At 43.4% G+C, this 16,999-nt stretch carries 15 protein-coding genes; 8 read left to right on the plus strand and 7 right to left on the minus strand.

Features of this window, described 5'->3' with window-relative positions; all coding sequences use genetic code 11:
- Positions 1-17: 17 nt before the first annotated feature.
- Positions 18-515 carry a hypothetical protein gene (locus tag ABD036_RS02740; protein ID WP_343856259.1) on the plus strand — a complete coding sequence of 166 codons (498 nt, stop codon included), beginning with the start codon at positions 18-20 and terminating at the stop codon, positions 513-515.
- Positions 516-543: 28 nt separating this feature from the next.
- A complete protein-coding gene (locus ABD036_RS02745; RefSeq protein WP_343856260.1) occupies positions 544-969 on the plus strand; it encodes a hypothetical protein in 426 nt (141 codons plus the stop codon).
- Positions 970-1,085: 116 nt separating this feature from the next.
- Here the strand turns inward: ABD036_RS02745 and greA are convergent, their stop codons facing one another.
- The 4 genes from greA to dapB form a co-directional block, all read right to left on the minus strand.
- Positions 1,086-1,562, minus strand: coding sequence for a transcription elongation factor GreA (greA, locus tag ABD036_RS02750; protein WP_343856558.1), 477 nt, complete (start codon positions 1,560-1,562; stop codon positions 1,086-1,088).
- Between the two features lie 122 nt (positions 1,563-1,684).
- Entirely contained in the window at positions 1,685-4,903 is a 3,219-nt protein-coding gene (carB, locus tag ABD036_RS02755) for a carbamoyl-phosphate synthase large subunit (RefSeq protein ID WP_343856262.1), read from the minus strand.
- 29 nt (positions 4,904-4,932) lie between these two features.
- Positions 4,933-6,075 carry a glutamine-hydrolyzing carbamoyl-phosphate synthase small subunit gene (gene carA / locus ABD036_RS02760; protein ID WP_343856263.1) on the minus strand — a complete coding sequence of 381 codons (1,143 nt, stop codon included), beginning with the start codon at positions 6,073-6,075 and terminating at the stop codon, positions 4,933-4,935.
- A gap of 259 nt (positions 6,076-6,334) precedes the next feature.
- Positions 6,335-7,144: a 4-hydroxy-tetrahydrodipicolinate reductase gene (gene dapB / locus ABD036_RS02765; RefSeq protein ID WP_343856264.1), complete on the minus strand. Its 810-nt coding sequence runs from the start codon at positions 7,142-7,144 to the stop codon at positions 6,335-6,337.
- A 180-nt stretch (positions 7,145-7,324) separates the two neighbouring features.
- Between dapB and ABD036_RS02770 the strand changes: the two genes are divergently transcribed.
- The 3 genes from ABD036_RS02770 (at position 7,325) to ABD036_RS02780 (ending at position 10,185) form a co-directional block, all read left to right on the plus strand.
- Positions 7,325-7,858 (plus strand): PH domain-containing protein, encoded by a 534-nt coding sequence (locus ABD036_RS02770; protein WP_343856265.1) that lies wholly within the window; start codon positions 7,325-7,327, stop codon positions 7,856-7,858.
- Positions 7,851-9,419 carry a PH domain-containing protein gene (locus ABD036_RS02775; RefSeq protein ID WP_343856267.1) on the plus strand — a complete coding sequence of 523 codons (1,569 nt, stop codon included), beginning with the start codon at positions 7,851-7,853 and terminating at the stop codon, positions 9,417-9,419. Before ABD036_RS02770 ends, ABD036_RS02775 begins: the two co-directional genes overlap by 8 nt.
- A 79-nt stretch (positions 9,420-9,498) precedes the next feature.
- Positions 9,499-10,185, plus strand: coding sequence for a cytochrome b/b6 domain-containing protein (locus ABD036_RS02780; RefSeq protein ID WP_343856268.1), 687 nt, complete (start codon positions 9,499-9,501; stop codon positions 10,183-10,185).
- A gap of 35 nt (positions 10,186-10,220) precedes the next feature.
- Here ABD036_RS02780 and ABD036_RS02785 read toward each other — a convergent pair whose 3' ends face one another.
- Positions 10,221-10,697 carry a c-type cytochrome gene (locus ABD036_RS02785; protein ID WP_343856269.1) on the minus strand — a complete coding sequence of 159 codons (477 nt, stop codon included), beginning with the start codon at positions 10,695-10,697 and terminating at the stop codon, positions 10,221-10,223.
- Between the two features lie 120 nt (positions 10,698-10,817).
- Positions 10,818-11,549 carry a hypothetical protein gene (locus ABD036_RS02790; protein WP_343856271.1) on the minus strand — a complete coding sequence of 244 codons (732 nt, stop codon included), beginning with the start codon at positions 11,547-11,549 and terminating at the stop codon, positions 10,818-10,820.
- 950 nt (positions 11,550-12,499) lie between these two features.
- On the opposite strand from ABD036_RS02790, the gene ABD036_RS02795 reads away from it, so the two are divergent.
- From ABD036_RS02795 to ABD036_RS02805, 3 genes are all read left to right on the plus strand, one after another.
- Positions 12,500-13,624 (plus strand): sensor domain-containing diguanylate cyclase, encoded by a 1,125-nt coding sequence (locus ABD036_RS02795; RefSeq protein WP_343856273.1) that lies wholly within the window; start codon positions 12,500-12,502, stop codon positions 13,622-13,624.
- A 305-nt stretch (positions 13,625-13,929) separates the two neighbouring features.
- The gene (locus ABD036_RS02800) at positions 13,930-15,069 is read left to right on the plus strand and encodes an S-methyl thiohydantoin desulfurase family protein (RefSeq protein ID WP_343856275.1); all 1,140 of its coding nucleotides are present in this window, start codon (positions 13,930-13,932) and stop codon (positions 15,067-15,069) included.
- A 133-nt stretch (positions 15,070-15,202) separates the two neighbouring features.
- Positions 15,203-15,604: a hypothetical protein gene (locus ABD036_RS02805; RefSeq protein WP_343856277.1), complete on the plus strand. Its 402-nt coding sequence runs from the start codon at positions 15,203-15,205 to the stop codon at positions 15,602-15,604.
- Positions 15,605-15,770: 166 nt separating this feature from the next.
- On the opposite strand, the gene dnaJ is transcribed toward ABD036_RS02805, so the two are convergent.
- Positions 15,771-16,913: a molecular chaperone DnaJ gene (dnaJ, locus tag ABD036_RS02810; RefSeq protein ID WP_343856279.1), complete on the minus strand. Its 1,143-nt coding sequence runs from the start codon at positions 16,911-16,913 to the stop codon at positions 15,771-15,773.
- Positions 16,914-16,999: the final 86 nt, after the last annotated feature.

Genomic DNA, 16,999 nt, shown 5'->3' on the forward strand with positions numbered 1-16,999 from the left:
GGATAAAAGGAATTAGTATGAAAGTGCTGGTTTGCTTAAATATATTGCAGCTGGTTTTTATTGGCTTCATCTTAACGAAGTTGTTTAATTTAGAATCACAAATAGTCGCACAACAGACTGAGCCTTCACCTTCTATTTCTGAACACTCTCATAACGCAAATTTAGACGCTAACACATTATTCGTTGATGATGCATTAAATGAACATGCTGATTTTTTACGCGGCGTCATCCACGAGGAAATCACCGCATCGTTGAGGGAAAACCAAACAGCGAAGCTTGCGACTACCCCATCCGCAAAGCCATATGCGGCTAATCCACCGCCGGAAGTAGATCAGGAATACTTATCCGAAGTTCAGTCCGATTTTGATTACTATTTGTCAGATGGTCAGATTTCGGATCTCAACATGGCAATTTTTCAATCAAAAATAGCCAAACTAGACCAACAGAATCGTAAAGAAATGCTAAGAAAACTTGTTAGAGCACTAAATTCTGGCGAGTTAGAAGGCAGATTGTGAAACTAAGTACCAATAAAAGGAAATTAAGATGAAATCTATAACCAAATTAATGTGTTTAATCGTGTTTAGCTTGCCATTTTTAGTCCACGCTGGCTACACACAACCTGCTCCAGTAATAATTGATTTAGATAACAATATTGCCTATGGGGATATGATGACCGCTCGCTGGACCAAAGGTGATGACACCTTCATCGGCTGCGGCATTCGTCACTATCAAGGCGGGTTTGTTTTCGGCTTTTGTCAGGCACAAGATGACGATGGAGAACTGGCATATTGTCAAACCCAAGATGCGGTATTACTTGAAAGTATGAAGTCTATGGCTGACAACTCGTTTATAACGTACAGTTGGAACGATGATGGCGAATGCACTCGCATTGGATTTTCAAACCAATCGTTTTATATAAATAAAGACAATCCGTCATTTGCGAACAAAAATAAAAATAAAAATCCATAAGGTTGATTTTTGCAAAACTGAGAGGTTAACGCTGGCCTAAGAATCAAAAAATGCCGTTTGTTCGCACAAACGGCATTTTTATAAGACGCGGCTTTACAGACCCATTTTGAAATTGACTAAATGTATTCTACTTCAATGATTTCAAACTCGACCGAACCTGAGGGGGTTTGAATATTAACGATGTCATCGATTTCTTTACCAATTAATCCACGGGCAATGGGTGAGTTAACGGAAATCATATTACTTTTAATGTCTGCTTCATCATCACCGACGATCTTATAGGTGGTTTCTTCTTCGGTATTTAAATTGAGAATAGTCACAGTGGTACCAAAAATGACCTTACCGTTATTGGTCATCTTGGTGACATCAATAATTTGCGCGTTAGATAATTTGCCTTCAATGTCTTGAATACGCCCTTCACAAAAGCTTTGTTGCTCTCTGGCTGCGTGATACTCGGCATTCTCTTTTAGATCACCATGCTCACGAGCTTCTGCGATAGCCTGAATAATTTGCGGACGTTTAACCGATTTTAATTCGTTAAGTTCCGCGCGCAGCATGTCTGCGCCTTTTGCCGTCATTGGATATTGGTTCATTAATTGAAACTCGCTTGTTTTAATTTTATCTTGATGAATATGTTTGTTTGCAAACAAGAAAGTGCGCACTGTGTGCGCACTTTTTATCATTAACTTTGGCTTAGTTTACCACAACTTTTGCGTCAGTTAAGCCTTTGGTGAAGTGCTTGAACTGAAGTTACTCTTGCGCGGTCTTCCGCTTCTTGCGCGTTTACAGTGGCAAATGCCGCGTTTAAGGTAGTGGTGTAAGCTACTTTGTTAAGTAATGCTTCTCGGCGAATATACACAGAGTCGACAATCGCCTTACGGCCTTCGGTGGTATTCACGATATAGCAGTACTCACCATTTTTTATCGCATCGACAATATTAGGTCGCCCTTCAGTGAGTTTATTCACTACCGAGCAAGCAACACCAGCGTTATGTAAATGCAGAGCTGTACCTGCAGTGGCTTCCAAGGTAAATCCTTTGTCGATCATCTTTTTGGCCAATGACACAACCCGAGCTTTATCGTTTTGTCTAACCGAAATCAGTGCTTTTCCTTTGCCTGGAATAGGTGCGCCTGCGCCTAAATTAGCTTTTGCATACGCTTCTTCAAAGGTATCCCCTACTCCCATTACCTCGCCGGTTGAACGCATTTCTGGTCCTAATAGCGGATCGACACCTTGGAATTTAGCGAAGGGCAACACCACTTCTTTGACTGAATAAAACGGTGGGATAATTTCATTTAGCACATTTTGCGATGACAATGACTGCCCGACCATAGCGCGAGCACCAATTTTAGCTAACGGACGACCAGTGGCTTTTGACACAAAAGGAACCGTCCGTGCCGCTCTCGGGTTCACTTCTATCAGATACACTTCACCGTCTTTGACAGCAAACTGCGTGTTCATCAAGCCAACAACGCCTAACTCAATTGCCATATCGGTGACTTGCTTGCGCATCACATCACAGATTTCAGCACTCAGTGAATACGGCGGTAAAGAACAGGCTGAATCTCCTGAATGCACACCCGCTTGTTCGATGTGCTCCATGATCCCGCCAATCACCACATTTTCACCATCACACATGGCGTCTATATCGACTTCAATGGCATCGTCTAGGAAACGATCAAGTAACACCGGCGAATCATTGGATACTTTAACGGCTTCGTTCAAGTAGCGCTTAAGATCTTTAAGATCGTAAACAATTTCCATCGCTCTTCCGCCTAATACGTAAGACGGACGTACCACCAGCGGGAAACCAATGATCTTGGCTTGCTCCAACGCTTGCTCCATGTTTTTCACGGTCGCATTGGCTGGTTGTTTTAGATTAAGCTTGTTAACCATCTGCTGGAAGCGTTCACGATCTTCCGCTCTGTCGATGGCGTCAGGCGAGGTACCCACAATAGGTACACCTGCAGCTTCGAGTGCGCGGGCAAGTTTAAGTGGCGTTTGTCCGCCATATTGCACAATGACACCTTTGGGCTTTTCAACGCGCACGATCTCTAACACGTCTTCGAGGGTCACAGGTTCAAAATACAAGCGATCAGAGGTGTCATAGTCTGTTGACACCGTTTCAGGATTACAATTGACCATGATGGTCTCATAACCATCCTCACGCATCGCTAGCGCAGCGTGCACACAGCAATAATCAAATTCAATGCCTTGGCCAATGCGATTTGGTCCGCCACCCAAAACCATGATTTTGTCTTTGTCTGATGGATTAGCTTCACACTCTTCATCATAACAAGAGTACATATACGCAGTACTGGTAGAGAACTCAGCAGCACAGGTATCAACGCGTTTATATACCGGTTGTACATTTAATTCTCGACGCACTTCTCGCACATCGCTTTCAGCCACACTGGTTAATTCCGCCAGTCGTGCATCGGCGAAGCCTTTGCGTTTGAGCGTACGCATAAAGTCTTGATCGATCCCGGATAAACCCAGTTCGGCGACTTGGGCTTCTAAATGGATTAACTCTTCAATCTGCACCAAATACCAACGATCAATATTGGTTAAATGAAATAATTCTTCGACCGACATGCCCATCCGGATGGCATCTGCGATATACCAGATCCGCTCTGCACCAGGCTCTCGTAATTCGCGGATAATGATATTTTCAGCTTCGGGGTCGTTAATATCGATGATTGGATTTAAACCATTGGCACCAACCTCTAAGCCACGCAATGCTTTTTGCAATGACTCTTGTTGGTTGCGGCCAATTGCCATGACCTCGCCCACTGATTTCATTTGAGTAGTCAGGCGATCGTTTGCACCGGCAAATTTCTCAAAATTAAACCGTGGGATTTTAGTTACCACATAGTCGATTGCAGGCTCAAAAGACGCTGGCGTCAGGCCACCGGTGATGTCATTAGCTAATTCATCAAGGGTGTAACCCACCGCAAGCTTTGCTGCAACTTTGGCAATCGGGAAACCGGTCGCTTTAGAAGCTAATGCGGATGAGCGAGATACCCGAGGGTTCATTTCAATAATAACCATACGACCGGTTTTCGGATCAACACCGAATTGAACATTTGAACCACCGGTTTCAACGCCAATCTCACGTAACACCGCCATGGCCGCATTACGCATGATCTGATACTCTTTATCAGTCAGAGTTTGCGCCGGTGCAACGGTGATTGAATCACCGGTATGCACGCCCATAGGGTCGAAGTTTTCGATAGTACAGACAATGATGCAATTATCATTTTTGTCACGCACCACTTCCATTTCATATTCTTTCCAGCCAATTAATGATTCATCAATGAGCAATTCACTGGTTGGTGATAAGTCCAGACCGCGACGGCATATTTCGTCAAACTCGTCTTTGTTATAGGCAATACCGCCGCCGGTTCCGCCCATGGTGAATGACGGACGAATAATACACGGAAAACCAATTCGGCTGAGTACATCGTGGGCTTGTTCAATGGTATGCGCAATTTCTGCATGAGGACAGGCTAATCCGATGGATTTCATTGCTTTGTCAAAGCGCTCACGATCTTCGGCTTTGTCGATGGCATCAGCGGTAGCGCCAATCATCTCAACACCAAACTTCTGCAAGACACCGTGCTTATTCAAATCCAAAGCACAGTTCAGAGCAGTTTGACCGCCCATTGTAGGTAACACGGCGTCTGGACGTTCTTTTTCAATAATTTTGGCAACGACTTCCCAATGTATTGGCTCGATATAAGTCGCATCCGCCATTTCCGGATCCGTCATAATAGTGGCTGGATTGGAATTCACTAAAATGACACGATATCCCTCTTCTCGAAGCGCTTTACAGGCTTGCGCGCCTGAGTAATCGAATTCGCATGCCTGTCCAATGACAATTGGGCCTGCGCCCAGAATCAGTATGCTTTTTAAGTCGGTACGTTTTGGCATAGTAATCGTTTCTCTTTATCAGGCGTTACTTATTGAGTTCTGGCTTGCATTAACTCGATAAAATGATCAAATAGCGGTGCCGCATCATGAGGCCCAGGGCTTGCTTCAGGGTGACCTTGAAAACTAAACGCGGGTTTGTTTTTCAAATGAATTCCCTGCAACGACTTGTCGAATAAAGAAACATGGGTTACCTCGACGTTATCAGGTAAAGTCGTTTCATCCACGGCAAAACCATGGTTTTGACTGGTGATCATTACCACATTTCGCTGTAGATCTTTTACCGGATGGTTAGCACCATGATGGCCAAATTTCATTTTTAAGGTTTTGGCACCGTTGGCAAGCGCTAACAATTGGTGCCCTAAACAGATACCAAAAATGGGAATGTCAGTGTCTAACAGCGTTTTAATCGCATCTATCGCATAGTCGCAGGGTTCTGGATCGCCTGGACCGTTTGATAAGAAAATTCCATCAGGGTTAAGTGCGAGAACTTCTTGCGCACTCGTTTGCGCCGGAACGACCGTTAACTTACAGCCTCTGGAGACCAACATTCGTAATATGTTGTGCTTGGCACCAAAATCGTAGGCTACCACATGAAATGGTGCGTCTTGCGATCCATCTTGATAGCCGTCTTCAAGCGTCCACACTGAACCTGTCCATTGGTACTTCTGTGACGTAGAAACCACCTTAGCCAAATCCATGCCTTTTAGGCCTGGGAAGGCTTTCGCTGCTGATAGAGCTTCATCCACTGCTTTTTGACTATACTCATCAACCGTCACTATACAGCCACGCTGTGCACCTTTGTCTCTTAAAATACGCGTCAATCTTCGAGTATCGATTTCGGCGATACCCAATATATTGTTTTCTTTTAAGTAGTCACAAAGGGATTGTTGATTTCGGAAGTTACTCGCAATGAGAGGTAAGTCGCGGATGATTAGGCCTTTGGCCCATATCTGATCCGATTCAACATCCTCAGTATTAGTGCCGGTATTGCCAATATGCGGATAAGTTAGTGTAATTATTTGTTCTGCGTAAGAGGGATCTGTAAGAATCTCCTGATATCCTGTCATCGATGTATTAAAAACAACTTCACCGACAGAAACACCAGAAGCACCTATTGACGTGCCTTTGAAAACTGAACCGTCTTCGAGCACCAAAAGGGCGGAAATAGCCAAGTCAACCTCCTGAATAAGGACAACCCAAGGGAATTACGCATGCTACGCGTTAAATCCCTACAAAAACGGGCGTAAACACTTGATTTACATCCCGTTTACATTCATCACCATAAGGATTTACGTGAGTTAGAAGCCCAACATCACGAAAATTTGGCAAATTCATGAGATCATACATGGGATTCTGAAATAGGTCCAATAGAATATAGAAAATTAATAGAAATGCCTGTCTAATAGCAATTTCATGGCCAAGCACCTAAAACTATGACTTGAAGCCTAGCACATGTTCCATCGAATATAGACCAGATGGTCTGGTTTTAAGCCACTTTGCGGCACTCATCGCGCCCTTCGCAAAGGTCAAACGACTCGACGCTTTATGGGTGATTTCCAGTCGCTCACCGAGATCGGCAAATAACGCCGTATGATCGCCTACAACATCGCCGCCCCTCACGGTGGCAAAACCGATAGTGTGTTGATCTCGCTCGCCGGTATCACCTTCTCTGCCATACACTGCACATTGCCCAAGATCACGTTCAAGCTCATCAGCAATGGCTTCGCCAATGGCGACCGCCGTACCTGATGGTGCGTCTTTTTTAAACCTATGGTGTGTTTCAATAATTTCGATATCGGCGGAGTGCCCCATGACTCGGGCCGTTTGCCGCACTAGATTAAGCATCAAGTTAACACCAATACTAAAGTTCGCCGCAAACACAATAGGAATAGATTGTGCGGATTCTTGTAACAGCGACTTTAGTTCGTCGTTCAAGCCCGTGGTCCCAATCACCATCGCTTTGTTATTGTCCACACACCATTGCAGATTTTCTTTAAGTGCGGCAGGCAATGTGAAGTCAATAACCACATCAATATCGTTTTTGACACTATCTAAGTTACCTTGAACTGCAAGATTGCGCTTGCCTATACCAGCTAACTCACCGACATCCATGCCTATCCATTGAGAATCGGCACGCACCGATGCGCCCTTTAATGTTAGTTTATCATCTAGATCGCAGGCCTCTATTAGTGCCCTGCCCATTCTTCCGTTGGCACCTAGAATGCCGATCCCAATGTTCATGTTAACTGCTCTTGTTGTTTTTTCACCTTAGGATTATTGTGCAACATCTATCATATTGATGCAGTATTTAGTTCAATATAGTCAGTAATTAATCGGTAATTGTTTATCATCAAAAAACATAACAGTTGAATCCACTGCCCGATCATATAAATTAACCTCGTTGTATCAATGGTGAATAAAATGGAATTCGAAAATAACGTGTTAGTTTCCGACCAGTTGCCCGACCCGAGTATTATCAATTTTGAGTCTTTGCCGCCGCGTTATCGCACTTCAGTCATACTTAGCACAGTGGCTAGCTTTTTGATGTTTACGGTTGTAATGAGTGTGTACCGCCTTCAGCCCTTTTTTCCCGTTCCTCCGTTATTAGAGGAATTTTACTTGGCAATTCTGTTAATCCTGTTTGGGCTCACATGCCTTGTATGCTGTGTGCAATTTATCACCTTACCCTACAAACGATATTGTTTGAGGGAGCATGATTTGCACTTTGCAAGTGGTCTCGTGTTTCGAAAAATAGTTAGCCAGCCGATCCTACGTATTCAACATGTTGAATTAAAAAGAGGACCAATTGAACGTCTCTTTAACTTAGCAACGCTACAAGTATTCAGTGCTGGCGGCGCTTCCCATACTTTCGAAATACCCGGTTTAAATAAAGAGACGGCTGACCGGATCAGGTACTTTCTGTTAACTCACAAAGACACGCTACAGAATGGATAAGGTTCCGCAAGAAGGCGAAATTCAGGAGCTGGATTGGCAACGATTAGCTCCTATTGCAATATTGTATTTTGCTGCAAGTAACGTGAAAAAACTGATCAGCAATCTGATTTACCTGATCCCTGCATTTGCCATCAGCTATTCCTCAATTAAGGACAGCCCAATTACCTGGCTTGTTATACTCGCAGTCGTGCTCGGTTTTTTCGTGGTTAATGCGGCGCTTGAATACCTGTTTTTCACGTTCAAATTGAGCAGCAACAATATTGAGATCCGATCGGGAATAATCGCCAAAAAATATCTCAATTTACCCTTTTCGAGGATCCAAAACGTCACGCTAGAGCAACCGCTTTATTACCGACTGCATGATCTGGTGTGCGTTATCCTCGATACCGCCGGTTCTTCGCAACAAGAAGCGAAAATTGTCGCCCTACCCCATGCCTTTGCAAAACAACTCAAGCAGCAAGTGTTAGCGGAAAAGAACAGTCAGTCGAGTAACATTACCGGCACGCGACACAATGACAACAACGAAAGCCACCTCAACCTTGAGCAAGATCAAGAACAAGAAGTGCTGTTGAACCAACGCAGTCTGAGCGATCTCATCATCCACGGTTTTACTAACAATCGAGTTTGGATCATCATTGGTTTCTTAGCACCGTTATACGATGATATCGCCAGATATATAAGTAGCCACTTGGATTCGTTGGGGGTCGAATATCAACGTTATTTTGACACGCAGGCGCAAGCTCTTTGGCAACTTGGTTTGGCTTTCTTTGCCATAGTCGCGGGTATTTTTCTACTGGTAACCTTGGTCTCAATAATAGGTTCAATTGTTATTTTTTATGACTTTACCTTAAGTAAAATCAACGGGCGTTATGTTCGTCGTAGTGGCTTATTTACCAAACAAGAAACCACCATGCGATTGTCTAGGATCCAAGTCATCGCATTAAAACAAGACTGGTTGGATGTGCTACTCAAACGAGTGAACCTCGAGTTAAAACAAAGTAACTCAGGCACTCAAGCTGAAAACCAAGCGCAAAACAGTAGCAAAATTTTGGTGCCCTCTATTCGCCCCGATCAAGCTCTGGCGTTATTGGAAGATGCGTTTGCTATAAATGCATTACGAAAAGTACACTTTAACGCCATAAGTCGCCGTTTTATTACACGACAATGTCTAGTGTGGCTTATGCCCCTGACTGCTATTGCCGCAACCGTTGCTTTTAACCATTTTTCTTTAAATGCATTGTGGCTGGTTGTTGCAGTGTCATTATTGTTATTCATTGCCGTATGTTGCTGTTGGAAGCGTTGGGGATATGCGAAAGACAAGGATTATATTTATATTCGAAAAGGAATTTTTGGGGTCGATTATTATTGTTTCCCGATTTACAAAGTGCAACAAACTCAATACGTGCAAAGTTATTTCATGCGACGAAATGGCTTAGCAAACATGCATTTTGTGTTGGCTTCTGGTTCACTCTCGGTGCCCTTTGTTGCACAAACGACCGCCAATATTTGGTTAAACGAAACCTTGTCACATGTGAGTGAACAAAGGCGTTCTTGGATGTGAACAAATCTGAACTGGAAATACTTTTATCCCAATTTCAGGTTACTTAACCGTTACTAATGTGATTGAAAGAGAAAGCGTCATGCAAAAAGAAAATAAAATATTAGTTTGGGATTTACCTGTACGCCTTTTTCACTGGTTATTGGTTGGCGCGATAGTCGCACAATGGGTAACAGCTGAGCTGCTTGATGACGCTATGGACTGGCATTTTTACATTGGTTATTTCACTTTAGGGCTGATTTTATTTCGATTGATTTGGGGCTTTGTTGGCCCACGTTATTCAAGATTCAGCCAATTTTTAGTCTCTCCTAAAGCGTATTGGCAGTATCTGAAATCACTTCGTAACCCACAAAAACACCACTATGTAGGGCATAACCCATTAGGCGGACTCCTTGTTCCATTGGTGATAATTGTGATTGGTATACAAACTGTTAGCGGATTATTTGCGACTGATGATGTACTGCATTCAGGGCCTTATATTTCAATGGTTAGCGCTGAGGTTCAAGCACTGTTGAATGAAATTCATCACACAACTTTTGATATTATTACGGTCATTATTGTAGTTCACTTAGTCGCAATACTGTGGCATAAGTTTATTGCCAAGCATCATATTATTAAGGCGATGTTCACTGGTAAGAAACAAGGTGAGTACAACAGCGGGATCAGCTCATCAAACGTGTTGTTAGCCGTTTTAATTGCTGCCTGTATTGGGGCCGCAATTTACGCACTAATTGCACTGGCCCCGGTACCTGAAGCGTTTTATTTTTGATGTATAAACCGTTTACTTAGAGCCTATAAAGCAGACTATTCTGCTTTATAGGTATCATGACAGCCTTTACAGCTTTTCAACAGGGCGCCAATTTTACCTTTAAATGCATCGCCATCATTTTGCTGCGCCGCCACTTTCAAATCCCCTGCCGCTTGGGTTAAGTTATTAATTTTACTTTGAAAATCGGTATAGTCTTGCCAAATCACTGGAAGTGCATCCGTGTTCAGATCAAACTTACGAGTGTCTACCGAAAAGTAGTCATCCATCATCAGAGATAACTGCTCAATGCGCATGGCGTTTTTCTCAATCGTTTGCGCATCCATCGGGATCTTATCTTTGGCCATAGCCCCTAACGCCCCGACATTACTGCGGATCAATTGCAAGGTTGCTTGACGAAATTTCATCGCACTTTCAGCCTGCTTCTCCGATTGTGCTGGCTCCACTGCACTGGCCGTTAATGCCACAAAAGTCGTCATTGCGCCGAATATTACTGCTAACACTGTTTTTTTCATGCTTTCCCCAAAATTAAAAATGTATTGAGCTACACAGCCCTGTTAGTTCATATAAACAGATTTAACGTTATAGCATGGCATGGATCAAGCAGTTATTTCATAATCAGCGGCATTGACACTTTACGCTTTCGAACTTTTGAACTCCATTTTGTCGAAAAGATAATGATTTGATTGGGCTGGCGCACTGCCGTCATAACTGCATTTAACACGAAGTTCGTCGACATTTTCGAATCTTCCCGGGCTCATGTCCATTTTCTTTTCAATTCCCGGGATATTCGCATTACTTACATACACGGAAAAATTGTCTGAATCGGGCCGAACCGTTACAAACACGCGATGCTCCGCATCGTTAGGCAGAGCGCCTAGCTCCATCGGTGTGCCATTAAAGTAAAAGAGGAAAACCTTGCCATCGCCAAATCGTATGGTAAACCCGTAGGTCTCCTCTGGTGCAGAATCGGTATCTGAAGCCCAGCCAAAATGACAATCTATTATATTATTACCTTGTTTGCGTCCACTCCAGGCCATGCTGTATTTATTGTGCGATGAAGGTATGTCGATAGACTCAAACGAAAGCGAACTATTTGTTCGTTTTGCCGGCGTAATCGGCTGGATCATCAAAGTTGTACCGTATCCTAAAGACGGATTGGACGAAAACGTAACAGTCTGAATACTTAAATCTTCACCGTGAATGCGATCTTGCTTAGGATTCTCCGGCGGAAAATAGATATCGTTGTATTGACTACTAAAAGGTCCGTTAGACTGCTCGTTGAAGCCCGCACGAAATACGGTCGTACCGCAGCCGCTGACAGCAATGAGCAAAAAACATAGCAGTGTTCGCATAAAATAAGTCATGATCCGCTCCTTGTGGTAAATCTTTTTCTGCATCGGGAGTTGTTGACCCATATAGAGTTACCTTGAAATACTAAATTGAGTTGACGAGAGCTCTTTTTCAGCCTTTTAGGCTAAGAGCCAAGCCACCATGTACATCACTAATTCCTGTTATTTCGTATTGCTTGAAAAGGGCTATTTCATGCAATGTTTGTTAGATCTGTGCACCGCTTATAACCCAGCAATCAACAGGCTTTAAAATAGCGCTTGCCAAGCAGACAACGTGTTTTGGTTTCTAGCTAACGGTCGATAACATCAGAATTGGGTAAAGTACGATAAAAGCGGAAGCAGGATGCAATTTCCATATCTGGAACAACTTTGCGTGGTTCTTTCGATTCTAAAATAAGTTTAGACCAGCGCAGTTCGATGTCAATTGAGGCTAGTAATCTTACCTATGTGGTAGCTCGTTTAAATAGAGGCAGTAAAAATACCTTTAAATTCGTTTTGGCGCAAAATTCTGTGGAAACATTCAGTATCGGACTATCGTTCACTACCGCAAGGCAGCCACGCTTTGCTACGTAACCTGAACTCTAAGATAAAAAGTGCCCTTCAATAACGCCCTTTTTACGCTTATCTGCGTTGAGTCTTCTCGCAATAGGCCAGCTATTACGGACAAAAACTCGTCTTGCTAATCGCAAAATGGCATCATTGATGTGTATTTTTGAAGTTTCGTTTTAACTTATCCTCATTAACACTCTGAAATTGTTAAGTAATATTTGTTTGCTCGACACATCTTATTCTTCAGTTCAGGTTAACGATTAAAAACAGCCCTATGGTTGGAAATTTTCATCGTTCATATCTAAACTTAAATAAGCTGATCCCTTCTCTGTCTGATTAAAGCCCGATAGATATCACTTTTGCAGAAATGTGCTCGCTAAACGATCTATCGTTGGGTTAATTGGAGGATTGAAAAGATGTCACTTACTGCAAGCTCTACGTCCGAACTGAATACCGTCAATGCTATTCGTCATATTCTCAATGTAGAGCAAAACCTCTCAGGCATCGAATACTTAAAGGTACTACTGAGTAACATTGCAAAAGAGTTAGGCTTTAAATACGTCTTTATTGGACATACAAACCCTAATCGGCCAAATACGATCGAAACCGATGTCGTTTACAAGAACGGGGCGTTGCAACCTAACTTTGATTATGAGTTGATGGACACACCTTGCAAGAAAGTCATGAGTGGACAACGCGTATGTGTTCACGAAGATATGGTTTTCGAAAAATTTCCCAACGATGCTTTGCTCCAAGAAATGGGAATTCGATCTTATGCTGGCTCTCCAACGATATCACCAAGAGGAGAATTACTTGGCTTACTTGTGCTGGCCGATGACAAGCCTATGCACAATGGTGAGCAATTGAGTCCTCTTGTTGAATTTTTAGCACAACGCATTACCGCTGAGTACGAGCGTTTTAAAATAGAACATGACCTGCACACCATTATTGAGCAGCGTACTGAAGCACTAGAGTCGAGTAACGCCCATTTGCGAAGGACTATCGAAGAGCTAGAGGTAACTAAACGTGAATTGGAACAGAGAAATCATACTGATGCTCTGACGGCGGTTCACAGACGTGAGTGGTTCACTGAGCTGGCAGTTGCAGAGTTAAAAATAGCCAAGCGTAATCACTATCCTCTTGCGCTACTTTTTATCGACCTTGATCATTTCAAAAGCGTTAATGATTCTTATGGTCATGTAACGGGCGATCTGGTGCTCAAAGAGGCGGCAGCGAGAATTAGTCGTAATATTAGAGAAACTGATATTTTAGGCAGATTTGGCGGAGAAGAGTTTGTTCTACTCTCCCCTTTTGCAGACACCGAATCATCAATGTATTTGGCAGAGCGTATCAGAAATGAAATTTCCAATATCCCAATTCACACCTCGACTCGTGATATTTCTATTACGGTGAGTATTGGCATTGCGACCCTAGATAACGACGAATACGAATTGATAAGTCTTATGGAGCACGCTGACAGCGCCCTTTATCAAGCAAAGAATAGTGGTCGAAACACCTGTATATCTTACCGTGTACAGTAGCTCAAACTTGGTTTGTAATTGGCTTTTTGTTTTTCGCTAATCGATACAGTCATTGCCTAACTTACTGACGGTATAATGATACAAAATAGCTGTTAAACAAAAAGTAAGACTTTTATCCGAGCCAGTTTATCAAAGAGCACCCTGACTATAGCCATTTCATGTGCTTAACTCATAATACCTAAACAAAACAGTTAGAAGCAAAAATGATAACTAAGATCGTGAGTTCACTCATAAGAACCGCATGCTGGAAACTGATATTGCTCAGCGCCCTTTGGAGCTTCATGTCATCGGCTCAGGAGGAGCCAATGGGCAGACTATTGAGTCAGCAGGAATTGGCCGACATGTTAGTTGGATCATGTATTCAATCGACTCGAGGTTGTGATTCTGCGCCTCTAATCAAACAAGTTAACGCAGCGCTAAAGGCAGGTCAGGTGTTCAGAATGGTCTCCCCTGATGATTTTCCTGAGACCGGATTAGTCGCAGCAGTGCAAGGGCTTGGCGGAGGGGGTGCGTGGCAATACGTAACTGAACGAACAGAAAAACAACAAGTCGGCACCATTAGCCTTTCTCAACAAAACAGTTTAGTAATAGATTTGCTCAGTAACTATATGGGCAGAGAAGTCAAAGCACTGATACGCTCCGAAGCAGCAGACGCGACTTTAACGGCACTCATGGTCTCTTCAGAAAAGGGCATTCCAGTATTAGATGCGGGTATAACAGGGCGAGCAGTGCCTGAAGTGCAGCAATCAATTCCTTGGATCAATGGGATTGCTTCCATTCCCACTGCTATAGTCACCCAGTGGGGTGATGAAATAATTATCAAGCACGCCTTAGATGAATACAGAGTCGAGGACATTGGTCGCGCCATAGCGGTGGCCAGTGGCGGTGCAGCAACGATTACGATGACACCAATGTCGGGTAAAGAGCTAGAAAAAGGGATCATTGCTGGTAATCTGTCAGAAGCGATACTGCTCGGTAAGACGGTTCGTCAAGCAAAGGAAATGAGCAATGATCCCATTGACGCATTATTAAAAGTCACTAATGGCTATAAATTGTTTCAAGGAATCGTGACTAAATCAGATGAAAAAGGCGACCGCGGATTTAATTGGGTAGATGTGCAACTTACAGGAACTAAGGAGTTCGCTGGCCATAGTTATAAAATATTTGTAAAGAATGAAAACATCGTTGGCTGGCTAGATGGAAAATTGGACGCAATTTCCCCAGATTATATATATAATCTTGACCCCAAAACGGGGGAGTCGACTCCAGAGGGTGGCAGTATTGGCGGATATCCATTAACTAAAGAAGTTGTGATACTTGGTGTCGCCGCACATGCACAATGGCGCAGCGAAAAAGGTATTGCGCTGATGGGACCGCGGCACTTTGGTTTTGATTTTGACTTCATACCCATTGAAAAACTGCAACGCAACAGAGCGTTAGATTAACGCTTAGCATAGACAGATATGCTGTGCTGGATTTGAGACGACATAATTGTGTTGCGATAACGAAAGAATCTAGAATGCAGTAGTCCGCTCTTAAAGGCGGCTTTATTAAATCTTATGTGTCACGGAGAGTCTGTTGAAGCGTTTAGCTCTGGTGTGTTTCTTAGTATGTTCAATGCACGCAGTCGCGAATAAACCTGTCGAAGAAATAGCGGTTAATTTCTTCACTCTGGCTGCAAACGAAAAACGGCTAGATGGCCGAAAAATTAAAATTACAGGCTGGATAAAGTTTATTGATGCTGGCGCTGATCAATCGGTTCGATTATTTCACTCTAAATCCAGTTTAAATCTATTTAGGCGCGATCAATCAATCCTTATTCTACTGCCAGAACAAGACTATAAAGCCGCTAGTGAGTATCTCAATTTAAAGTTTGTCACGGTTTACGCCACGTATTCTGCAGCAAAGTCTATGGGTAGCTTTGGGGAGTTATTGGATGTTAAAGATATCGACATAATTGCCACTGATATTGACGGCTGATACGTGTGGGAGTGACGAGTCATTCACATAGAAATGACTAAGCATACTGGCGGGGTTGACGTGTTATACCTAGGTGAATCATAGAGATAATCACTTGAATAGCGGAATCTTTATCTTCTAGCAAAAAAAAAGCGTTCCGAAGAACGCTTTTAACACTATAAATCGCTTAGCTGGTTAGGTCGTCAAAGAACTTTTTTACCCCGTCGAAGAAACCTTTTTCCTTCGGTCGGTATTTTCTCGCCTCGTCGCCTTTACCCATTGAATTTTCAAGCTCATCGAGTAACTCTTTTTGCTTGGCGTTTAAGTTTACCGGCGTTTCAACGACAACACGGCACATCAAGTCACCGACACTGCCACTGCGTACCGATTTAACGCCTTTTCCACGCAATCTGAACATCTTGCCAGTTTGCGTTTCTGGGGTGATTTTCAGCTTAACTTTACCGTCTAAGGTCGGAACCTCAACATCTCCACCTAGCGCAGCTCGGGTAAAGCTGATGGGTACTTCGCAGTACAGGTTATTGCTGTCGCGTGTGAATATGTTGTGCTCTTTAACATGCACTTGAACGTATAAATCGCCAGGAGGAGCACCGTGTTCACCTGCTTCACCTTCGCCGGTTAGGCGAATTCGATCACCGGTATCTACACCAGCGGGCACTTTAACGGACAATGTTTTGGTTTTTTCCTTACGACCATGGCCATGACATTCATTACAAGGATCACTGATGATCTTGCCTCGTCCTGAACAGGTTGGGCATGTTTGTTGTACCGCAAAGAAGCCCTGACGCATCTGTACTTGACCATTACCATGGCAAGTAGGACAGGTTGTAGGCTTGCTACCTTTCTTAGCACCAGAGCCATCGCAAGGCTCACATTCAACTAACGTAGGTACACGTATCTCAACGCTTTTGCCTCGAACCGCCTCTTCCAAGCTAAGCTCTAAGTTATAGCGTAGATCAGATCCTTGTCGAGCGCGGGACTGGCGCCCACCACGGCCACCACCGCCAAAAATATCGCCAAACACGTCACCGAAGATATCACCAAAATCAGCACCACCGCCGCCGAAGCCAGCGCCACCTCGGTTTGGATCGACGCCTGCATGACCATATTGATCATAGGCAGCGCGCTTTTTGGAGTCGGTCAGTACTTCGTGTGCTTCTTGAACTTCTTTAAATTTTTCTTCCATTGCTTTATCACCCTTAGTTCTATCAGGGTGATATTTCATGGCAAGGCGCTTATAGGCCTTTTTTATTTCACGCTCTTCAGCACCTTTGCTGACTCCAAGCACTTCATAATAGTCTCGCTTCGACATATCGCTTGTTTATCCTCTGTGATGCCAAACACGTTAATGCTGTGCTTGAACTTGACCTTTATATATTTAAAAGGGCGCAGTAAGAT

This window comes from Aliiglaciecola litoralis (assembly GCF_039523355.1).
Taxonomy (GTDB): Bacteria; Pseudomonadota; Gammaproteobacteria; order Enterobacterales; family Alteromonadaceae; genus Aliiglaciecola; species Aliiglaciecola litoralis.

Excerpts from the sequence above, each read along its gene's own strand:
- ABD036_RS02740 (WP_343856259.1), top strand. The coding sequence starts at position 18 with ATGAAAGTGCTGGTTTGCTTAAATATATTGCAGCTGGTTTTTATTGGC.
- ABD036_RS02745 (WP_343856260.1), top strand. The coding sequence starts at position 544 with ATGAAATCTATAACCAAATTAATGTGTTTAATCGTGTTTAGCTTGCCA.
- greA (WP_343856558.1), bottom strand. The coding sequence starts at position 1,562 with ATGAACCAATATCCAATGACGGCAAAAGGCGCAGACATGCTGCGCGCG.
- carB (WP_343856262.1), bottom strand. The coding sequence starts at position 4,903 with ATGCCAAAACGTACCGACTTAAAAAGCATACTGATTCTGGGCGCAGGC.
- dapB (WP_343856264.1), bottom strand. The coding sequence starts at position 7,144 with ATGAACATTGGGATCGGCATTCTAGGTGCCAACGGAAGAATGGGCAGG.
- ABD036_RS02770 (WP_343856265.1), top strand. The coding sequence starts at position 7,325 with ATGGAATTCGAAAATAACGTGTTAGTTTCCGACCAGTTGCCCGACCCG.
- ABD036_RS02775 (WP_343856267.1), top strand. The coding sequence starts at position 7,851 with ATGGATAAGGTTCCGCAAGAAGGCGAAATTCAGGAGCTGGATTGGCAA.
- ABD036_RS02780 (WP_343856268.1), top strand. The coding sequence starts at position 9,499 with ATGCAAAAAGAAAATAAAATATTAGTTTGGGATTTACCTGTACGCCTT.
- ABD036_RS02785 (WP_343856269.1), bottom strand. The coding sequence starts at position 10,697 with ATGAAAAAAACAGTGTTAGCAGTAATATTCGGCGCAATGACGACTTTT.
- ABD036_RS02790 (WP_343856271.1), bottom strand. The coding sequence starts at position 11,549 with ATGACTTATTTTATGCGAACACTGCTATGTTTTTTGCTCATTGCTGTC.
- ABD036_RS02795 (WP_343856273.1), top strand. The coding sequence starts at position 12,500 with ATGTCACTTACTGCAAGCTCTACGTCCGAACTGAATACCGTCAATGCT.
- ABD036_RS02800 (WP_343856275.1), top strand. The coding sequence starts at position 13,930 with ATGGGCAGACTATTGAGTCAGCAGGAATTGGCCGACATGTTAGTTGGA.
- dnaJ (WP_343856279.1), bottom strand. The coding sequence starts at position 16,913 with ATGTCGAAGCGAGACTATTATGAAGTGCTTGGAGTCAGCAAAGGTGCT.